Source organism: Sinorhizobium sp. NFACC03 (assembly GCF_900103435.1).
Taxonomy (GTDB): Bacteria; Pseudomonadota; Alphaproteobacteria; order Rhizobiales; family Rhizobiaceae; genus Ensifer.
In genome coordinates this window covers 29,529-47,122 of sequence record NZ_FMXF01000036.1, presented here as the reverse complement: position 1 = coordinate 47,122, position 17,594 = coordinate 29,529, and the positions used below count along the sequence as shown (strand labels likewise).

Genomic DNA, 17,594 nt, shown 5'->3' with positions numbered 1-17,594 from the left:
TTCCCCCTCCATCCCCACCGCTCGCGCGGCCCCGGGAAGCAGGACGCGGCCCTGCTTCGCGGTCCAAGGGAAAAGGAGAAATGATAATGAGCATCTACGCCAGAGCTGCCCGTTTCGACACGGGTCGCGCGCTCACCGAGGATGAGATGCGTGGCATTGCGCCTTCGATATTTGCAACCTCGGCGCACGAAAGCCGCTCGGAGCGCTTCATGCCAATCCCGACAATCGAAATCCTGCGTGGGCTGATGAAGGAGGGCTTCGCGCCGGTCGGAGCGCGTCAGTCAGTCAGCCGCACGGAAGGAAAGGCCAACTTTACCAAGCACCTTCTCCGTCTTCGCCGCCTCGATGACGGAAATGTCTACAAAGTGGGTGACACCGTCTGCGAAATCCTCCTCAAAAACGCAAATGATGGAACGAGTGCCTATGAGTTGCTCGCGGGGCTATTCCGAGTTTGCTGCCTCAATTCACTCGTGGCCCAGACCGGAACGATTGACGCGATCAAAGTCCGGCACTCCGGAGACGTTCAAGACAAGGTGATCGAAGGAACCTATCGCGTGCTCGCAGAGGCCGAACGCGCCCTGGCAGCGCCCTAAGACTGGTCGAGCTTCAGAATGGGGCGGGATGCAAAGGAGGTGTTGGCGGAGGCGGCGCATCTGCTGCGCTTTGGTGACGCTGACGGCGCCGTGACGACTCCGATCAAGCCAGAACAATTGCTTGTGCCCCGTCGCCAGGAGGACCGCACTGACGACCTTTGGACGGTGTGGAATGTCGTTCAAGAAAACAGCATCAAAGGTGGTTTGCGCGGTGTGAGTCGCGATGAAACCGGCAGACCGCGCAGATCGACGTCCCGCCCGATTAATGGCATCGATCAGGATATCAAGCTCAACAAGGCTCTTTGGCTTGTAGGGGAACGGATGGCCAGTTTGATCCGCAATAGAAATGGTTTCGATCGCCTCGCGTCCAGAACCGTCTGCATGCGAGGCGCTCTTCGACGTCCGGCAGCTTCTTTTCCGGTTGGATTGCGCCAGATCCGGCACAAACGGGGTGGGCACAAGCACGCCTCCCTGCTGGTGGATTGAGGGGCGCCCCAAAACCCCGCCCCTCAAACACCCCTGCCCGCCCGAAAATTTATCCACATCCGTGCACCGCGATGGTGATCGCCACATCGCACAAAAACGGGTTTTCTTTCATTGCAGTAGGGTTTGCCTATCTTGTGGACGACCGGTGGAAAGACGGGGGATATTTAGTGCGTCCCCGCCGCAATCTTGTGCCCGCCCCAAGTTGACCTAGAGTGTTTGAGCGGTCGATCGAAACCGCGAGTGTAGCAACTATCAGATTGGGGCTGGCGTCGTCGCCGGCCCCTTTCCAACTTCTACATTCGGTTCGAACAACGATGCGACCGGCGTTGGGTTAACGTTGCTCGCCGACCTTAGCCGGAGCAGCCGCCTCCTGTCCGGTCCGTGTCGTTTCAAGCTGGTCGTCGCTCGCCCTGAGATCTAACTTTCCCCAGATCGACGTTTTCCGCATGCCGGACTTCGGTTTCCGCGACGGTTTAATCTCGACGATGAATGACTTTGTTTGCTGACGCATGGTTCCCCCAAGGCGACGAATCGCAATCGAACGATATCGTGCACTACGCCATTGGCAACCGTGCCTTGATCGAGGATGTAGATGCGGCGCGAGCCGGCGGCTACGGATAAAGCAGTCCGCTGGATGCTGATCGTCGCCGGGTGGTCCTGTTTCACCCTCTTGCCAGGCAATGTTCTTTCTTGCTGCGGAAGCGTCCTGCGCGGGCTCGATGGGCGTGTCTGACCGGAAAGCGGCTGGAGCCTCGATCGTCCTCCCGCAACGGCATCCGCAGTTTTCTTACCCCTGGCGGCTCAAGCCGCCATTCCTCGCCATCCAACAAAACTGCTCCTTGCCGCCCTCCATTTCATTTTGGACCTATGGGTGCGGTCCGATCGTCCCCGGTCTTTTCGACAGCCATCGAGGCCGCGAAGGGCGCGGCCCGAAACACCAGAAAGGAACTTCGACATGGCAACCATTGGCACTTTCACCTCCACCGACAACGGCTTCAACGGGTCGATCCGCACGCTGGCCCTCAACGTCAAGGCTCGCATTGCACGGATCGAACACCCCTCCGACAAAGGCCCTCACTTCCGCATCTATGCCGGCAACGTCGAATTCGGTGCGGCCTGGCAGAAGAGCTCCGAGCAGACCGGCCGTGACTACCTCTCGGTCAAGCTCGACGACCCGAGCTTTCCCGCTCCGATCTACGCGACGCTCGCGGAAGTCGAGGGCGAAGACGGCTACCAGCTGATCTGGTCCCGTTCCAACAGGGATTGAGGCAACTAGGCCCCGCCTCCAGGCGGGGCCACCTCTCTTGGTTCGCCCAAGCGATTACGACCACCGTTCGCGGTCGCATCGGTTCTCGCTGCGTTCGGCGGACTTCGTCGTCACTTCGAGGGGCGTTTTACCGCTGGCCGATATCCCCGGGTGCGCTTTTTCCTGAGAACATCAAGGAACAACGCGACCGCCTCTTGCTCGCTTTCGAAATGATGGACCATCGATTGGCCTCTTTGACCGATCCTTCCCCAGCGCCGCGTCAGGCAGGCCTCTCCAAACAGCGTCCGGTCGATTGACAGGGCATAGAACCGGGCCATGTTCCTGTTTGCGTCGGTTCGTTCGACATAGAGCTGGTAGGGCTGACTGAGCATGAGAGTACCATCGCCGATGCCCGGAATCCCGTCCAACGAGTGTTTTGAATCGGTCCGGCCTGATCGATTCACGTTTGTGATGGATCGCCGGGTAAGATTAGGTGGTTGTCGGCGGAGTGCGAAACCTGTTCTGTTTTACGCAGCCTCGCATGTCGTCCCGTCTGAACCATATGGCCCGGCCGCATCTAAGAGGCGCATTTCCCGCCGTAAACACGATCTGCTCGTCAGCGCGCATGCGCAGCACTTCGTCCGATTGGATGAGCGGCCGCGCCGCAAGTTGCTTGGAGCGCGTGCGTGACGACCCCCGCGATTGAAAGCTGCGGCTCACCTGATCGACTTCGACGGTCGTCGCGCCGCAGCGCCTTGAAACGTACTCGGCCGTTTCAGGATCGTTGATGGCGGCAAACGAGATCCAGCTCGCGCTCTCGAACCATTTGCTCGTGGCGTCGCGGCCACCGAAGGTCTCGCGCATCTGGCCGATCGACTGAAAGATCAGCGTGAGTGATATCCCGTACTTGCGACCGGTGTCGCGTGCCGTCTCTAGAATGCGCAGGTAACCGAGGCGAGCCGCCAAGGTCGATGCCTCGCTGAATGATGCGTCGCTCGCTGCGAACGTCCTGCAAAAGCTCGCAAGCGAGCCTCAGCATTTTGGCACGCTCAATGGCAGGGCCGGGATGTTTGCGAGCAGCGCCGACAAACAGGATCGCGAGATCGCGCTTCTCAACGTGCCGGCGCTCGCCCGAAACCTCGCAGATTACATTCGCGCACGAACTGAGGCCGAACGCATGTATGTGGCTGAAGAAAATGCCCTTCGTTCGAAATTGGCGATCGAGATCCCAGCTCTCTCTCCGGCGGCCAAGCGGTCGCTCGAACACATGCGCGAAGCGCTCGACCGGCATGATCCGGCACGCCTTGAACGCACATCGCTCGACCCGTCAGTCAGAACAGAACTGGAGCGATTTTCAACGGCGGTTAGCCAAAGGTTCGGCGAGCGCACCTTCCTCGGGGTTGTTGCCAAGGTGCCGGATGGCGAGATCTTTGCGTCCGTCACCGCGGGTATGACCCCTCAACAGAAGACTGAAGTGCGACTGGCCTGGGACCTGATGCGGACGATCCAGGAGCTTTCTGCGCGTGATCGCCTCGCCGAGGGCCTGAAACTGTCTGAAACGCACCGCCAATCGCAAACGAAGGGGCTCGGCCTCAAGTGACAAACGTCTCCCCTCGTTCAGGAACAACGCGCCAATGGCGTCAAAGACCAATCCTGGTGATGTTGGCCGGATTGCTGCCATCGCTCACCATTCTCTTTTACGGTTTGGCTTGCGGCTATCGGCTCAACTGGACGCCAAGCCAATCGCTCGGTCTTTGGCGCATCCGTCCGCTCACAGGTGCGGTCGCGACTGGTGACCTCGTCTTTGTTTGCCCGCCTGACGCCCCCCGGTTTCGCGAGGCGCTCTTGCGCGGCTATCTCAGGGGCGGCCTTTGCCCTGGCGGATACGGTCCGCTCATAAAGACGGTGATCGCGCTTGACGGAGAAGGCTTTGAGATCGGTCGCGTCCTTCGGATTGACGGTCGCTTGATCGAACACAGCGATGTTCGAAGCAGCGATGGTCGTGGCCGCCCGCTTTCGTCTTTTAAGAGCGGAATTGTGCCGGCCGGCCACGTGTTCCTCCATTCCCGTTTTTCCGCTTCCTGGGACTCCCGGTACTTCGGTCCGGTACCTGCAGACGGAGTTCTCGGTTTGGCTGAGGCGGTGCTGACCTATGCGCCCTGATCTCATGCTAACTGGAGTGCTGGCGATTGCTGCCATTCTGGCCGGATGGATCGGTTGGAACGGAAATGTGCTGCTGTTGCCGGCGTCTTGTGCGTTCGCTCTGATCTGGTCGAGGGCGCCGAACAGGATGGCGGTCGTGATTGTCTCCGCCGGGTATTTTATGGCGGCATCGCGAGGGCTTCCGCATGGAGTTTCACACTTCTATTCAACGGACGTCTGGGCGGGCCTCATCTTCTGGCTCGTAGCGTCCGTGAGCTTCGTCCTGGTTCATCTGGCGGCCTGGAGCAAGCGCCAGGCCCGGAGGCCGCTTGGCTTTCTTGTTGCGATGCTGGTGATGGCGGTTCCACCCTTCGGGATAACCGGATGGGCACATCCGGTCACCGCCTCGGGCGTTCTGTTTCCTGGCTGGGGATGGTGGGGATTGGCGGCCATGACAGCCGGGCTCATGGGCCTCGCAACCCGCATGGGACCGGCTGTCGTCGTTGCCTTGGCAGGCTTTTGGCTCTGGTCCGCCGCTATCTGGACCGAGTCGAAGGTACCGCTCGCATGGCATGGCGTCGACCTCGAAATGGGGTCTTCGCTTGGTCGCGACGCATCTCTAAGGCGACAGCGTGACCTGATCGCAACGGTGCATGGGGCCGCAAGCCAAGGTGCACGCGTCATCGTTCTCCCGGAGAGTGCGCTGGGGTTCTGGACGCCGACGCTTTCGACGTTTTGGCGGGAGGGATTGCAAGGAAGCGGGATTACGGTCATTGCCGGCGCTGCGTCGCTCGATCCTGCAGGATACGACAACGTGCTCCTCATGATCGATGGCGGCGGCATCCTCTATCGGGAGCGGATGCCTGTTCCGGTCTCCATGTGGCGTCCCTGGGGCCCATGGTTCGGTGAACAGGGTGGTGCGCGTGCGCATTTCTTTGCCAACCCGGTTGCCGAGGTGGGCGGTCGCCGGATTGCTCCGCTGATTTGCTATGAGCAGTTGCTCGTCTGGCCGGTTCTTCAGTCGATGCTGGAAGGGCCCGACATCATGGTCGCCGTTGGGAACGGCTGGTGGACGGCAGGCAGTTCCATCGTAGATATCCAACGCGCCAGCGTGGCCGCATGGGCCCGACTGTTCGGCACACCGCTCGTGATTTCCTTCAACACGTGATCTGGATCAATCATGCTTGAGGCGCTCCTGATCGAGAAATGCGCAGATCCGTCGCTTGAGGCAAATGTGGTCGATGCCTTCGTCAACGCGGTTGGCGACGGCGATCCACTGGCTGTGACGGTCAAGGTCGGTCGGAAGAGGATCCTGGTGGAAAAGGCAGCGACCCCCGATGAGGCGCTCGCAATTGCCCGCCGGTATGTCGGGCAGGCGACCGTGCGGGTTGGAGTGACTTCGTACCCCGCTCACCTTGGGATCGAGAGTGGCATGGAATTGAGCCCTGCCCTCTTCGATGCCTGCGAGAACCTTCGCATGGGGACAGCCATGTTCGCAAAAGTCATGCGGATCGTCGCCGCGTGGTATGGCAGCAACGCGAGCAAGGAAGTGCTACCCTATGTCCTGTCCGACAGCCTCAATGCGTGGGTTTCGGGTGAGTTCGAAGGGAAGGATGTATTCCGGGCGCAGGACCCAGGCGGACGGATGTTCCTGCAAGGGGTCACCGCCGAGGGGCAATCTTCTACGGATGAAGCGCCATTGCCGGTGCGTGGCGAGGTCGAGGCTGATGACGTTACTTCTGCCGGCATGCGGGTGGATATCTCGCGCACCGGTGTGAACGCAGCGGGCGAGCCGGTTAGATAGGCCGATCACCTAAGTTGAGCCTGCAAGGGATGCGATCCGAAATCCGATCGCCCTGGCGAGGATGTTCTACGAGCTGTGATGCTCGCGCGATCATTGACCTGAATTCTGATGTCCGACCCCGCAAGTGGTCGCCGATGAGCACAAACTGTGGAAGATCGCGGCTCGAGCAACGAAATCCGGTGACATCGCTCGCGCTCACGGGGAGGATCGTTTCCGTCAAAAAAACAAGGAGGAACAGCTTTGACGACAACGAATGAAATCGCTGAAAAGCTATCGAGCGAACACGGTTTGACAAAGGTTCAAAGCAAAGCCGTTGTCGAGGCGGTGCTTGCAGCGATCACTGCCGCGTCGGTCTCCGGCAACGAGACGTCACTGCCCGGTTTCGGAAAATTCAAGGTGAAGGCCACGCCGGAACGCGAGGCCCGAAACCCCGCAACGGGAGCGACGATCAAGGTTGCCGCCGCCAGGAAGGTGACCTTTGTGCCAGCAAAGGCCTTGAAGGATGCGCTGAACAGCTAGGAAAAATGGCCCCGCACCCCGGCGCGGGGCCATTCAAGGTCGTGACCGTGGCACACACCAGCCAAGCGAACGAATAACGTCTGTTTGCTCAGCGGTGCTTTTCGTCGATCGATCCGCAGCGCAAAACATGCGCCAATTTGGCGATCCATGGTCTGCAGGTATTTCTACCCTGCCGACCAGCCGTTTCGGTTAACTCTTTGCAAACCATAGTCAGCGGGCGGCTCGTACAGCCGGCCTGGCATCATGACGATCGCCGTTCATTTTGAAAAATTGATAGAATCGGCACCGTTTGATGACAAGCATTCTGACGAACACTTCAGCTAGTTCCGCAGTTCAGATCCTTCGGTCGATCAATTCCAACCTTGCAGAGACACAAGTCCAGGCCAGTTCGGGGCTCCGTATCCGCACCGCCGCCGATAACGCGGCATATTGGTCTATTTCAACGACCATGCGTTCGGACAAAATGTCGATTTCCGCCGTAGCGGACGCGCTCGGTCTCGGCGCAGCCAAGATTGATACGGCCTATGCCGGGATGGAGGCCGTCATCGATGTAGTGCAAGAATTCAAGGCGAAGCTCGTTGCGGCCAAGGAGCCCGGCGTCGACAAGGCAAAGATCCAGTCCGAACTGAATCAGCTTAAGCAGATGGTCGTAAGCATTGCTACGTCCTCCGGATTTGGCGGACAGAACTGGCTCAATACGGATATCGGACAAATTTACGACCTCAATGCGAACAAGGTGTCGCTCGTCTCCTCCTTCTCCAGATCGTCAGGCAGCGTCTCGCTCGGTACGATCGATCTCCACCTTGACGAGATCAGCCTGTTCAACACCACAGGCGGAGGTTTACTCCAGGCCGATCCTCGCGACGTCAAGACAATCGGGGGCATGAGGTACGACACTGTTTATCCTCAAAGCGGTTCGTCCACGATCTACTACACCGAAACAGGATCGAGCTGGATGAACCCAAGGTGGAATGCCGGGGTGGCGGGAAGTTTCTCCTTTGATTTTCCAAATGGATCGCCCTTGGATTTCAGTAGCCCGGGCGCTGAAATCAAGTTCGATATCATCCTGGACAGGGAATACGACCCCTCGGGGGATACCGGGATCACCGCAGAGCTTCGCGATCTCCCGGGCCCGTACTACCCTGGATACACGAAGACAATAACGATTACCAAAGCGCAGGTTGACGCCTATGACGCCAGTCTTGGGGGCATCATCTCCACGAACACCCAGTTCGCCGGCTTGCTGAATACGCTGCTAAATCCGGAAGGAGCGTCTGTCAGCGCAAACTATGGCCACTATCAGCCACCGGGCTCGAACAACTGGATTCACGACGACGTCCTTATGAGCATTGCAACGCTCCAGACGCACGGAAACGGCTCCTACGTCGAGATTGTCAATCTGAGCAGCATCGGGGTCAGCACGGGCGGTCTGATACAAAAATCCAACTACGGTGAAAGAGGGTCAGCGCTGTCGCTGCAATTCGACCCATTTACGCTCCATATGGACGGCGACACTCCTGAGGGCGTCGAGGTCAGTTTTCAATTTGCGATAAACGGTGCCCCCTCGAAATCGTACTCCTTTGACCGGACATACGTGAACAACCTTCTTGGAAAGGACACGGGGGCCATCGAAACGGCCGACGAGATGGTAACCCTGCTGCGGTCCCTGCTCGATGCGGACTGGCCGGACACGGTCATCCAAGTCTCGAGCGCCGATCCGAGCAAGATCATCGTCAAGTCAGACCCTCTGGTTGATCGCAAGTGGGGCGCCGGAACGCGCGCGGGGTTTTCGGACATCGTCGTCAGCATCGAGCCGCTTCCAGCTATCAACTTCCTCAACATCGACATCGAGCGGAACCCTGACCTGGTCGACCACTATATGAACTACATCGAAGTGTCGGGACAGCGGGTGGTCGACGGTGCGGCCGTTCTTGGCGCCCTCAAGCAACGCATCGACATGCAGTCGGAATTCGCAAACAAGCTTATTGACACCATCGACAAGGGCATCGGCCGCCTCGTCGATGCCAACATGAACCAGGTGTCGACAAGGCTCAAGGCGCTTCAGACGCAGGAGCAACTTGCGATCCAATCGCTGCATATTGCCAACAACAACAGCGAAGCGATCCTGCAATTGTTCAGGTGATCCAGAGTTCTCCTGCCTACACCTGATGCCTTGCACCAGACAATCATTATGGTGCGATGCTGTGCCCGCGTTCGATGTGCGTGGCGATCAGCATGGCCACGAGATGGACCGTGTTCCTGGCTCCAAACCTTTCCTTCATCCGCTCCAGGCGGTGTTCGACGGTGCGATGTGAGATTGAAAGTGCGGCGGCGATTTCCTTTGCGGTCGCGCCCTCTACCAGCAGCTGGATGATCGCTTCGTCAGCGACGTCCATTTGTTCGAGCCGTCGTGGCGGACTGAGCAGGAACTGAGCATAGGAGGACGAAATGATCCACTTTGGTCGATCGATGTTTCGCTGGGGTAGCAGGATGCGATCATAGCCGACGTTGACGCCGAAAAGACGCGTCTTGACAAGCTCCATGGAAGGCTGCTGGCTGGATACGACCTGCTGGAGCCGCGGAATAACGGCCTCTCCCATGTAGCTCTGATCCTTGAAATCACCGATGTAGGCGTCGGAAAATATCTTGTTGATGTTCAGAATGCGGGACGTGAAGCCGGAATGCCGGATGGCTTTCATGAACCATCGCTTCGGGTCGTTGCCTTCAACAGTGAACACGGTCAGGCGCATTTTTATCGACAGCATGTCGACGATGTCGCGATATACAATTTCTGGTGAAGTCGGCTGCTCGGGGTGGGTCTGAAGCCAGTTGTCGAGCATCTTGCGTGCGACTGCGCTGAAGGGTGTTTCTCTCGCCATTGCCATGCTTGCCAGTGAAATTATCATACGAAATACAATCTAAAGCAGAGCAGCCGCAATAGGGAAAAGTACCCTGAGACGCCTTCGAAAGGCTCCCTTCAGACCACAGCGCATGTGATGAATTAATATGCCTAGGACATTAATCCTAGGGATCGCCGATTAGACCCATGGACTCCCGCGGGTCACCATTCGTTCTGTTTTCAACGAATGGGAGAGACACCGTGAGAGCGAAACGCTTGCTCGCGTCTTTGTGCCTGACAGTTTCGGGCATCGGTACCGGATCGGCGGGGGCCGAAACGCTAGTCATCAACAGCTATGGAGGCCCATACGAGGACATCATCCGGGAGCGGATCATTGAACCCTTCGAGAAACGCTCCGGTATCGACGTCGTCTATGATGCCGTCGGATCTGCCCAGCAGGACTACGCCAAGATCAAGGCTACCAAGGGCCGGCCTGGGTTCGATCTGGTCGTCATGACGGCATCACAGTCACTTCAAGGGTGCAAGGATGGCCTGCTCGAGAAACTGACGCCGGCGTCGATCCCGAACCTCAACGCCCTTCAAGCCGATCTAGCGGCGGTCGCGGGACCTTGCGGAGCAGTGCACGAGGTCCAGTACCTTTCTCTCCTTTACCGCACGGACAAGCTCGCCACAGAGCCTGTCTCCTGGTCTGCATTGCTCGAGCCCGAACTCAAGAAGCGGGTCATCCTCCCCACCTTTCAGAACATCATGGCCGTCTATCTGCTCGAAATGATGTCGGTCACGAACGGAGGCGACCTTATCGACAATGTCGGTCCGGGATTTGACGCCATGGCAAAGGTGTCTGCCCAATCGGTGGGGTTTGAGCAATCCTCGGCCATTCTCGAAAGCTATCTGCGCGAAGGCTCAGTCTGGGCAATGCCCTTCTGGAACGGCCGCGCGCAGCTGATGGTCGATGAAGGCTTGCCGGTCGACTACGTTCGCCCGAAGGAAGGGACCATTCCGCTTGTTGCGACGCTCAACGTTCCGGTCGGAGCTGCGAACAAGGAGGCGGCCCGGAAGTTCATCGATTTCTTCCTCGAAAAGTCGAGCCAGGAAGCATGGGTCGCGGGATACAGGGTCGGGTCGGTAGCGCACGCAGCGACATTTCCGTGCCCGACGAGCTGAAAGACCGCCAACTCACGCGTGGATCTGACAACGAACCTCTGGACCTGCCCGATCTGCTGCGACTTCAGGAAAAACTGCCGGATTGGGCGGAACGTTGGGAACGTGACGTCGTTCCCAACGCCCGTTGAAGGGACACTCATGAAAAGCCTTGCTCTCGACTTGCATCCGCCGGCCCGACGCCGGCACCCTCCACAGTGGTTTCCGATCGCGGCGCTTACGCCGTCACTCCTGGTGCTCTCGGTGTTCTTTGCGCTGCCGATGGGAATGATGATCGGAATGAGCTTTGCTCAGACGGAAACGTTCTCCCCTACCCTCGAACACTATCAGCGCTTCTTCACGGATGGCCTTTCGCTTGCCGGTTTCTGTCGCACTGCCTTGATGTCCTTGCTGGTCGCGATCAGCGTAACCGTTCTAGGCTATCCGGTCGCCTACTTCCTGGCGCGGTCGACGACGCGCTGGCGGGCCGTGGTGTTCGCGCTTGCGCTTGCCCCGGAACTCGCCGGCGTCGTGCTTCGAACCTATGGCTGGCTGATCATCCTGGAAGATCGGGGGTTCATCAATGACATGCTCCTCCAGCTCGGCTTCATCACCTCGCCGCTTCCCTTATCGAAGAACCTCTTTGCCGTCGTTGTCGGCCTGACGCATGTCGTCCTGCCCTTCGGCATCCTTTCGCTGATGACGAGCATTCAGGGCATCGATCCGAACCTCGAGCGGGCAGCGCAGATGCTCGGCGCCTCGAGGCTGGCGGTGATCCGGACGATCGTACTGCCCCTTTCCGTGCCGGGGATCGTCAGCTCGATGTTGATAGCCTTCACCATGTCGGCGAGCGCCTATGCCACGCCGGCTCTTCTCGGCGGCGCGGGCTTCAAGGTGCTGGCGACGATGATCTACGAGCAGGTCCTCTTCTACATCGACTGGCCGTTCGCATCAGTCATGGCGATGGCGCTGCTCCTCATGATGCTGGCCATCTCGTTCGTCGGCGTTCGCTACGAAAGCCGCCGCAGGTCGCGGGCCTCTGTCTCATCGGGAGGTGAAAGATGAACAGGCTTATTTCCATACTCTACTGGGTTTTGCTTGGCGCAGTCCTCTCTTTCATCACCCTGCCGCTCATCGTGGTCGGCGCGGCGTCGTTGAGCCCGACATCGGCTGTCACGCTACAGCCCTGGGAGTGGACCGGCCGGTGGTATGCGGATCTCTGGTCAAGCCGCTGGCTCGACCCGTTCCTTGCGAGCTTCAGAATTGCGACGGTCGTCGCGGCGATCAGTGGCGTGCTTGGATTGTTCGCGGCTTATGCGGTCGTCTACGAGCGTATTCCGGGCAGCGACGGCCTGATGTCCTACCTCCTGTCCCCGCTTTCGGTGCCGCAGATCGTCAAGGGCGTTGCAATCGTGCTCTTCCTTTCGATGATCGGGCTTCAGGGGTTTCTCGGCACTCCGGCACTGATCGCCGCGCACGTCGTGCTCGCCCTACCCTTCGTGACCCGCATGGTGGCGACGTCACTCGCCAATTTCGATGCTAACCTCGATCGGGCGGCTTTTAAAGGAGATGAAAATGCTTGATAAACAGAGGCTTCGTGCCGTTCAGCATGAAACGAATGTCTGCGCCGACATCGAGGGTTTCGACTTCGACAACTACACCCAGGAAGACATCGACGCCGTCCGGCGCTATTGGCTTCAATACGGCGTGCTGCGCTTCAAGAAGACGTCCATGAGCGACGCCCAGCAAGTCGCGTTCTCACGCCATTTCGGGGAATTCGTGATCCATCCGAAGCAGCTGCAGGAGGGTGGTCATCCGACCCACAAGGAAATCCTGGTCATCAGCAATGCGATGACGGACGGCAAGCCGAGCGGCGCCATGGGCAACAGTGAGGCCACATGGCACACGGACACCTGGTTCTATGAGCGGCCGCCGGCGGGCGCCATCCTGCGGGCGGTCGCCGTGCCACCGACCGGAGGTGACACCTACTTCCTCTCCTCCTACCGTGCTTACGAGACCTTGCCGGAAGCATTGAAGAAAGCGGTCGATGGACGGCAGATCTTCTTCCAGAACGTCTACGACAAGACAGGCAAGCTCCGGCTTGGCAAGTCCGCACCAAAGACCCGCGATTTCCGCGAATGGAGCGGGATCGTTCATCCGCTCGTTCGCCTTCACGGCGAAACCGGGCGCAAGTCGCTCTATCTCGGCGGAACATCCGAGGGCGCATGGATCGTCGGCATGCCGCTCGACGAGAGCGAGTCCCTTCTGGCCGAACTTTGGCAACACACCACCACGACCAGCGAGGTCTTCGTCCAGCAGTGGGATGTCGGCGATATCATGATGTGGGACAACCGTTGCACGATGCATCGGCGGGACGGGTTCGACCCGAACACGATCCGCATCATGCATCGCACAACCACATCCGGCGAACGGCCGGTCTGACCTCAAAAACGATCATCAGGAGGTCAGAGAAGATGCAGCCCTACCGGATCAATGACAGTTACCCTCCCCTTTGCGAGGAACTCATCGCACTGATGGGCAAGACCGAAACCGCCACGATCGGCCATGTCGAACATGTCGGCTTCGTCAGCAATGGAGTCCTGCCTGTGTTTCCGGCAAGGGCGGCAGGTTCGGCCGTTACCGTCGCGGCTCCCGGGCGGGACGGCACGGTGATCTATCGTGCCGTCGACCTCCTGATGCCCGGTGACTTTCTCGTCATTGCGCGGGTTGATGGTGACGACATCGCCTGTGTCGGTGGCGGGGTCGCAACTGCGGTGAAGGCCAGGGGCGCCGTCGGCGTCGTCATCGACGGTCCCTGCACCGACGCCGAGGAGATCGCGGCGTCGGGCCTGCCGGTCTGGTGCCGCGGGATCTCCTCAAAGACCACCAATCGGCGCGACTCGATCGGCGGTTCGATCAACGAACCGGTCGCCTGCGGCGGAGCTGCGGTTCTGCCCGGCTACGCGGTCCTTGCCAACAGGGAGGGCGTGTTCGTCGCGCCGCGCGACCGCATGCTCACACTGGCGCGCGCTGCGATCGCGCGCCAGCAGAATTCGATCGCCGTGCGCCGGCACCTTGCGGCAGGCCACTCCATCTTCGACTTCCAGCCGGGTCCCCAATCATGAAAATCGCACTCATCCAGATGAACTCCCAACCCTATCGCGCTGCAAACCTGCGGCAGGCCGAAGAACTCATGCAGCAAGCCTCTCGGGGAGACCGGATCTCATCGTGTTGCCGGAGCATTTCGATTGGACCGGGGGCACGGCGGTGCAGAAGCGCGCGGCAGCCGATCATGTGCCAGGCGGCGCGGCCTACAAGCTGGTCCAGAGCTTTGCTGCGCGAAACCGCGTCGCAATCCACGCGGGCAGCTTGCTCGAAACCAGGGTCGGTTCCAAACGGATCCACAACACGAGTGTGATATTCGACGCCCACGGCAACGAGATCGGTCTCTACAGGAAGATCCACCTGTTCGACATCGGCCCCTGATGGAAAGGTCTACAACGAGTCGGAGACAGTCGCTGCGGGTGATAGCCTTCTGATCTACGAGATTGGCGGCATCAGGATTGCCTGTTGCATCTGCTACGATCTTCGCTTCTCCCGGCTGTTCGACCGCCTGGCCCAGGAGAACGTCGACATCTTCGTTTTACCCGCTGCCTTCACCAGGCAGACGGGGAAGGATCATTGGGAGGTGCTTTGCCGTGCCCGTGCGATCGAGTTTCAGGCCTATGTCGTGGCCTGCGGTCAATGCGGGCACTACGAAACGCCTGCCGGAGAGCGACGTGACATGCACGGACATTCGATGGTGTGTGATCCCTGGGGAAAGGTTGTGGCCGAGGCGGGCGATGAGGTTGGCGTCCTTGAAGTCGAAATCGATCCGACCTGCATTACCGCGGTACGCAGCCTTATTCCGATGGCAACTCACCGGGTCGATCTGCAGAATGTGCAACTCGCGGTCCGCAAGGCCCAGCGCTGATCGATGTGGTCACGTATCGGCGTCACCATCGGGCCTGACCAGGTCCATGTGGCTGACCCCAAGTAAATGCTCCTGAAATATCGCCACTTCGATTCTAGGGGCAGAGAAATCTTCCCTGACCGAACGGATGTGCGGCTCGTCGGAGAATAGTCAGCGCATTTTGAACGTCGAAATGTGACCGGTCGTGGCTGATGCGCCGAGCTGATTCGGGCGGGTGGGGTGCAATGTGTGGGAGATCGCCGCGCTAACGACGCCGTTCAGGTGAGCAAAAGTGTGCGTAAACTCAGCGGGTGGCCTAGATTGCATTGAGCAAAAAATGGTGCAATTTCAGGGAGTAGGCCGGTTTTCAACGCTGAGGGCTCGCGTTGAGCGTTAAGGCTTTGTTAACCCTATAATTCTGGACGGTTCGGGAGAATCGTGTTCTACCTCTTGGCGGGCAACGGTCGGTAAACCGGCTTTAGGCCGCCAAGAGGGAAAAATGGCGATAGCTAGACGCGCAGAAACTGATGTTCAACTCAAGGAAGACGCTGCCGCCAAGATCTTGCGGCACGCCGGTCTTTTGTCGAGCCAGCTACAGCAGCTGCGGACCCGCATGTACCCGCCGAAATCCGAGAAGACCTTGAGGTCATTTCTCACCAACGAAGTTTCGAAGCTGACATCCATACCAGATTCGACTTTGAAGCTGATGTCGTCGGAAGGGCGCGGGCCGACGCCAAGCCGCCTCGAAAACAACCATAGGGTCTACACGCTCACCCAGATCAACGAGCTTCGTGAGCTGTTTGCCAAGCAGAAGCCTGTCGAGGCCCTGCGCTTTCTGCCTCGCCGTCGCCCGGGCGAGCACTTGCAGGTTCTCGCGATCGCAAACTTCAAGGGCGGAAGTGCCAAGACGACGACCTGTGTTCATCTTGCGCACTATCTCGCTTTGCAAGGCTATCGCGTTCTCGCACTCGACCTCGATCCCCAGGCATCGCTCTCCGCAATGTTCGGCGCGCAGCCGGAAATCGATGTTGGCGCCAACGAAACGATCTACGCGGCGCTTCGCTACGACGACGCTGAGCGACGGCCGATCAGGGACATCATCCGCAAGACCTACTTTGATGGCGTCGATCTCGTTCCGGGCAACCTCGAAGTCATGGAGTACGAGCACGAGACCCCTCGTGTCCTGGCGAATAAGTCGAGCTCCGGTGCGATCTTCTTCGAGCGCCTGAAGCTTGCGCTGGCGGAAGTCGAACAAGACTACGACATTGTCCTTCTCGATACGCCCCCGTCCCTTGGCTTCCTGACGCTCAGCGCGATCTACGCTGCCACAAGCATGGTCATCACCGTTCATCCGGCCATGTTGGACGTGGCGTCCATGAGCCAGTTCCTCCTGATGATGGGCGATCTGATCAGCGTTTTGAATGAGAACGGTGCCCAACTCGACCAGGACTTCATCCGATACCTCGTGACTCGGCATGACCCAAACGATGCCCCTCAGTCGCAAGTCGTTGCGATGTTACGGCATATGTTCGGGACCGACGTCCTCCTGCCCACTGCCATCGAAAGCACAGCGGTTGAAGCGGCCGGCCTGGCGAAGCGTTCGATCTACGAGCTCGAAATGGGCCAGATTGGCCGTGATACCCATAAGCGCGCGCGCGAAGCTGTCGATGCGGTCAATGAAGCGATTATCCGCCTCGTCAACGATAGCTGGGGGCGGCCATGAGCAAGTCTTCTCGCAAGTCGATTGTCGCGAGCTTCGGTTTGCTGTCTCAAGAACTGGAGAACAAGCTCGCGGACGACCCGCAACCTGCGCCCCCTGCCCCGTCGCCGCGTGTCGGCGCGGGCGTCGTCGGTGCAGCACATCGCGCCATCGATGACATCAGGGCCGAGCGGGACCGTTTGAAGGCGATCGTCGAGGCAGGTGGAGGGACGATCCTTGATCTGGATCCCGCGTTCATCGATCCTTCCCCCTTTCCGGACCGGCTGGCGGACGATGACGCCGCCGATTTTGAAACGTTCAAGCGTTCGATGGAGTCAGAAGGGCAAAAGGTTCCTATTCAGGTTCGGCGTCACCCGTCGTCGACTGGGCGCTATCAGATTGTCTATGGCCACAGGCGTTGGCGTGCTGCCAGGGAACTTGGGCGCGCCGTTCGTGCGCTCGAGGTTGAGATCACCGACCTGGATCTGGTCGTCGCGCAAGGCATCGAGAATGCCAGCCGGCAGGACCTGACCTGGATCGAGCGGACGCTGTTTGCATCGCGAATGGATGATGCCGGCATCAAGGCGCGGAACATCTATGCGGCGCTGTCGATTGCGGACGCGGAACTCGCCCGAATGCGCAGCGTCTATCGGGCGGTCCCTGCCGACGTGATCGAAGCGATCGGACGCGCGCCCAAAGTGGGTCGGCCTCGCTGGATAGAGTTTGCAAAAACGATAGAAAGCGATCCAGGTTCTCTAGCTGTGGTCCGTCGGGTGCTTACGGATGCGACTGACGGCGTCTTGGTGTCGGATCAACGCTTCCAGCGGGCTTTCGAAGCCATAAAGCCGTCGGACAAGCCTCGAGATGACAGCAAAGAGCTGTCGGACAGCGCGGGCAAGAAACTGGGTGCCTGGAAGATGTCGCCCAAGGAGCTTCGAATATCGGCGGATGGCCCTCTCGGACTGGAGTTCGTGAAGTTCGTTGGGAAGGAGTTGCCAACCCTCATTGAACGCTTCTCTCGCGAGCGTGAAAGTTAGAAACCCTGACAGCTGTCAGAGGATCTCATTCGACAAGGGAATACGGAAAGGAACACCGCAAAAGAAAAAGGCCCCCAAACGTTGCCGTAGTGGAAGCCTCTCTCATATCTGGACAA

17 protein-coding genes and 5 pseudogenes are annotated in these 17,594 nt (G+C 59.2%); 18 read left to right on the top strand and 4 right to left on the bottom strand.

The window, feature by feature from the left end:
* Positions 1 to 146: 146 nt before the first annotated feature.
* Both BLU35_RS36910 and BLU35_RS36905 read left to right on the top strand, forming a co-directional pair.
* Positions 147 to 593 carry a DUF932 domain-containing protein gene (locus BLU35_RS36910; RefSeq protein WP_502688189.1) on the top strand — a complete coding sequence of 149 codons (447 nt, stop codon included), beginning with the start codon at positions 147 to 149 and terminating at the stop codon, positions 591 to 593.
* Positions 594 to 611: 18 nt separating this feature from the next.
* A complete protein-coding gene (locus tag BLU35_RS36905) occupies positions 612 to 1,079 on the top strand; it encodes a hypothetical protein (protein WP_502688188.1) in 468 nt (155 codons plus the stop codon).
* Between the two features lie 331 nt (positions 1,080 to 1,410).
* Here the strand turns inward: BLU35_RS36905 and BLU35_RS36435 are convergent, their stop codons facing one another.
* The gene (locus tag BLU35_RS36435; protein ID WP_093235759.1) at positions 1,411 to 1,590 is read right to left on the bottom strand and encodes a hypothetical protein; all 180 of its coding nucleotides are present in this window, start codon (positions 1,588 to 1,590) and stop codon (positions 1,411 to 1,413) included.
* A gap of 444 nt (positions 1,591 to 2,034) precedes the next feature.
* Here BLU35_RS36435 and BLU35_RS29805 point away from each other — a divergent pair, with 444 nt between their 5' ends.
* A complete protein-coding gene (locus tag BLU35_RS29805) occupies positions 2,035 to 2,346 on the top strand; it encodes a DUF736 domain-containing protein (RefSeq protein ID WP_065376481.1) in 312 nt (103 codons plus the stop codon).
* A 110-nt stretch (positions 2,347 to 2,456) separates the two neighbouring features.
* On the opposite strand, the gene BLU35_RS29800 is transcribed toward BLU35_RS29805, so the two are convergent.
* Both BLU35_RS29800 and BLU35_RS29795 read right to left on the bottom strand, forming a co-directional pair.
* A complete protein-coding gene (locus tag BLU35_RS29800) occupies positions 2,457 to 2,753 on the bottom strand; it encodes a WGR domain-containing protein (RefSeq protein WP_093235758.1) in 297 nt (98 codons plus the stop codon).
* Positions 2,754 to 2,814: 61 nt separating this feature from the next.
* Positions 2,815 to 3,285, bottom strand: a pseudogene (locus BLU35_RS29795) (type IV secretory system conjugative DNA transfer family protein); the annotation flags it as partial.
* A gap of 19 nt (positions 3,286 to 3,304) precedes the next feature.
* On the opposite strand from BLU35_RS29795, the gene BLU35_RS29790 reads away from it, so the two are divergent.
* From BLU35_RS29790 to BLU35_RS36900, 7 genes and pseudogenes are all read left to right on the top strand, one after another.
* Positions 3,305 to 3,925 carry a BID domain-containing protein gene (locus tag BLU35_RS29790; protein ID WP_176907490.1) on the top strand — a complete coding sequence of 207 codons (621 nt, stop codon included), beginning with the start codon at positions 3,305 to 3,307 and terminating at the stop codon, positions 3,923 to 3,925.
* 59 nt (positions 3,926 to 3,984) lie between these two features.
* Positions 3,985 to 4,488, top strand: a complete 504-nt coding sequence (traF, locus tag BLU35_RS29785; protein ID WP_286161666.1) for a conjugative transfer signal peptidase TraF — start codon at positions 3,985 to 3,987, stop codon at positions 4,486 to 4,488.
* Complete coding sequence (locus BLU35_RS29780; protein WP_093235753.1) at positions 4,478 to 5,635, top strand: conjugal transfer protein TraB; 1,158 nt, start codon at positions 4,478 to 4,480, stop codon at positions 5,633 to 5,635. The genes traF and BLU35_RS29780 overlap by 11 nt, the downstream gene beginning before the upstream one ends.
* 12 nt (positions 5,636 to 5,647) lie before the next feature.
* The gene (locus BLU35_RS29775) at positions 5,648 to 6,271 is read left to right on the top strand and encodes a lysozyme family protein (protein ID WP_093235752.1); all 624 of its coding nucleotides are present in this window, start codon (positions 5,648 to 5,650) and stop codon (positions 6,269 to 6,271) included.
* A gap of 240 nt (positions 6,272 to 6,511) precedes the next feature.
* The gene (locus BLU35_RS29770; protein ID WP_093235751.1) at positions 6,512 to 6,790 is read left to right on the top strand and encodes an HU family DNA-binding protein; all 279 of its coding nucleotides are present in this window, start codon (positions 6,512 to 6,514) and stop codon (positions 6,788 to 6,790) included.
* A gap of 292 nt (positions 6,791 to 7,082) precedes the next feature.
* Positions 7,083 to 7,475 (top strand): annotated as a pseudogene (locus BLU35_RS36430) (flagellin N-terminal helical domain-containing protein); the annotation flags it as partial.
* Positions 7,476 to 7,673: 198 nt separating this feature from the next.
* Positions 7,674 to 8,933 (top strand): flagellin, encoded by a 1,260-nt coding sequence (locus tag BLU35_RS36900; RefSeq protein ID WP_502688192.1) that lies wholly within the window; start codon positions 7,674 to 7,676, stop codon positions 8,931 to 8,933.
* Positions 8,934 to 8,979: 46 nt separating this feature from the next.
* Here the strand turns inward: BLU35_RS36900 and BLU35_RS29760 are convergent, their stop codons facing one another.
* The gene (locus BLU35_RS29760; RefSeq protein ID WP_093235749.1) at positions 8,980 to 9,669 is read right to left on the bottom strand and encodes a helix-turn-helix transcriptional regulator; all 690 of its coding nucleotides are present in this window, start codon (positions 9,667 to 9,669) and stop codon (positions 8,980 to 8,982) included.
* A gap of 221 nt (positions 9,670 to 9,890) precedes the next feature.
* Between BLU35_RS29760 and BLU35_RS29755 the strand changes: the two are divergent.
* The 8 genes and pseudogenes from BLU35_RS29755 to repB all read left to right on the top strand — a co-directional run bounded on the left by BLU35_RS29755 (position 9,891) and on the right by repB (position 17,478).
* Positions 9,891 to 10,942: pseudogene (locus BLU35_RS29755) on the top strand (ABC transporter substrate-binding protein).
* Positions 10,943 to 11,072: 130 nt separating this feature from the next.
* Positions 11,073 to 11,855, top strand: a complete 783-nt coding sequence (locus tag BLU35_RS29750; protein ID WP_502688191.1) for an ABC transporter permease — start codon at positions 11,073 to 11,075, stop codon at positions 11,853 to 11,855.
* A pseudogene (locus tag BLU35_RS29745) lies at positions 11,852 to 12,346 on the top strand (ABC transporter permease); the annotation flags it as partial. The gene BLU35_RS29750 and the pseudogene BLU35_RS29745, both read left to right, overlap by 4 nt.
* A gap of 19 nt (positions 12,347 to 12,365) precedes the next feature.
* Entirely contained in the window at positions 12,366 to 13,232 is an 867-nt protein-coding gene (locus BLU35_RS29740) for a TauD/TfdA dioxygenase family protein (protein WP_093235747.1), read from the top strand.
* 32 nt (positions 13,233 to 13,264) lie between these two features.
* Positions 13,265 to 13,915, top strand: a complete 651-nt coding sequence (locus BLU35_RS29735) for an RraA family protein (protein ID WP_093235745.1) — start codon at positions 13,265 to 13,267, stop codon at positions 13,913 to 13,915.
* A pseudogene (locus tag BLU35_RS29730) lies at positions 13,912 to 14,763 on the top strand (carbon-nitrogen hydrolase family protein). Before BLU35_RS29735 ends, BLU35_RS29730 begins: the two are co-directional and overlap by 4 nt.
* Positions 14,764 to 15,241: 478 nt before the next feature.
* A complete protein-coding gene (gene repA, locus BLU35_RS29725; RefSeq protein WP_093235744.1) occupies positions 15,242 to 16,465 on the top strand; it encodes a plasmid partitioning protein RepA in 1,224 nt (407 codons plus the stop codon).
* Positions 16,462 to 17,478 carry a plasmid partitioning protein RepB gene (gene repB / locus BLU35_RS29720; protein WP_057251459.1) on the top strand — a complete coding sequence of 339 codons (1,017 nt, stop codon included), beginning with the start codon at positions 16,462 to 16,464 and terminating at the stop codon, positions 17,476 to 17,478. Before repA ends, repB begins: the two co-directional genes overlap by 4 nt.
* The last annotated feature ends 116 nt before the right edge of the window (positions 17,479 to 17,594 follow it).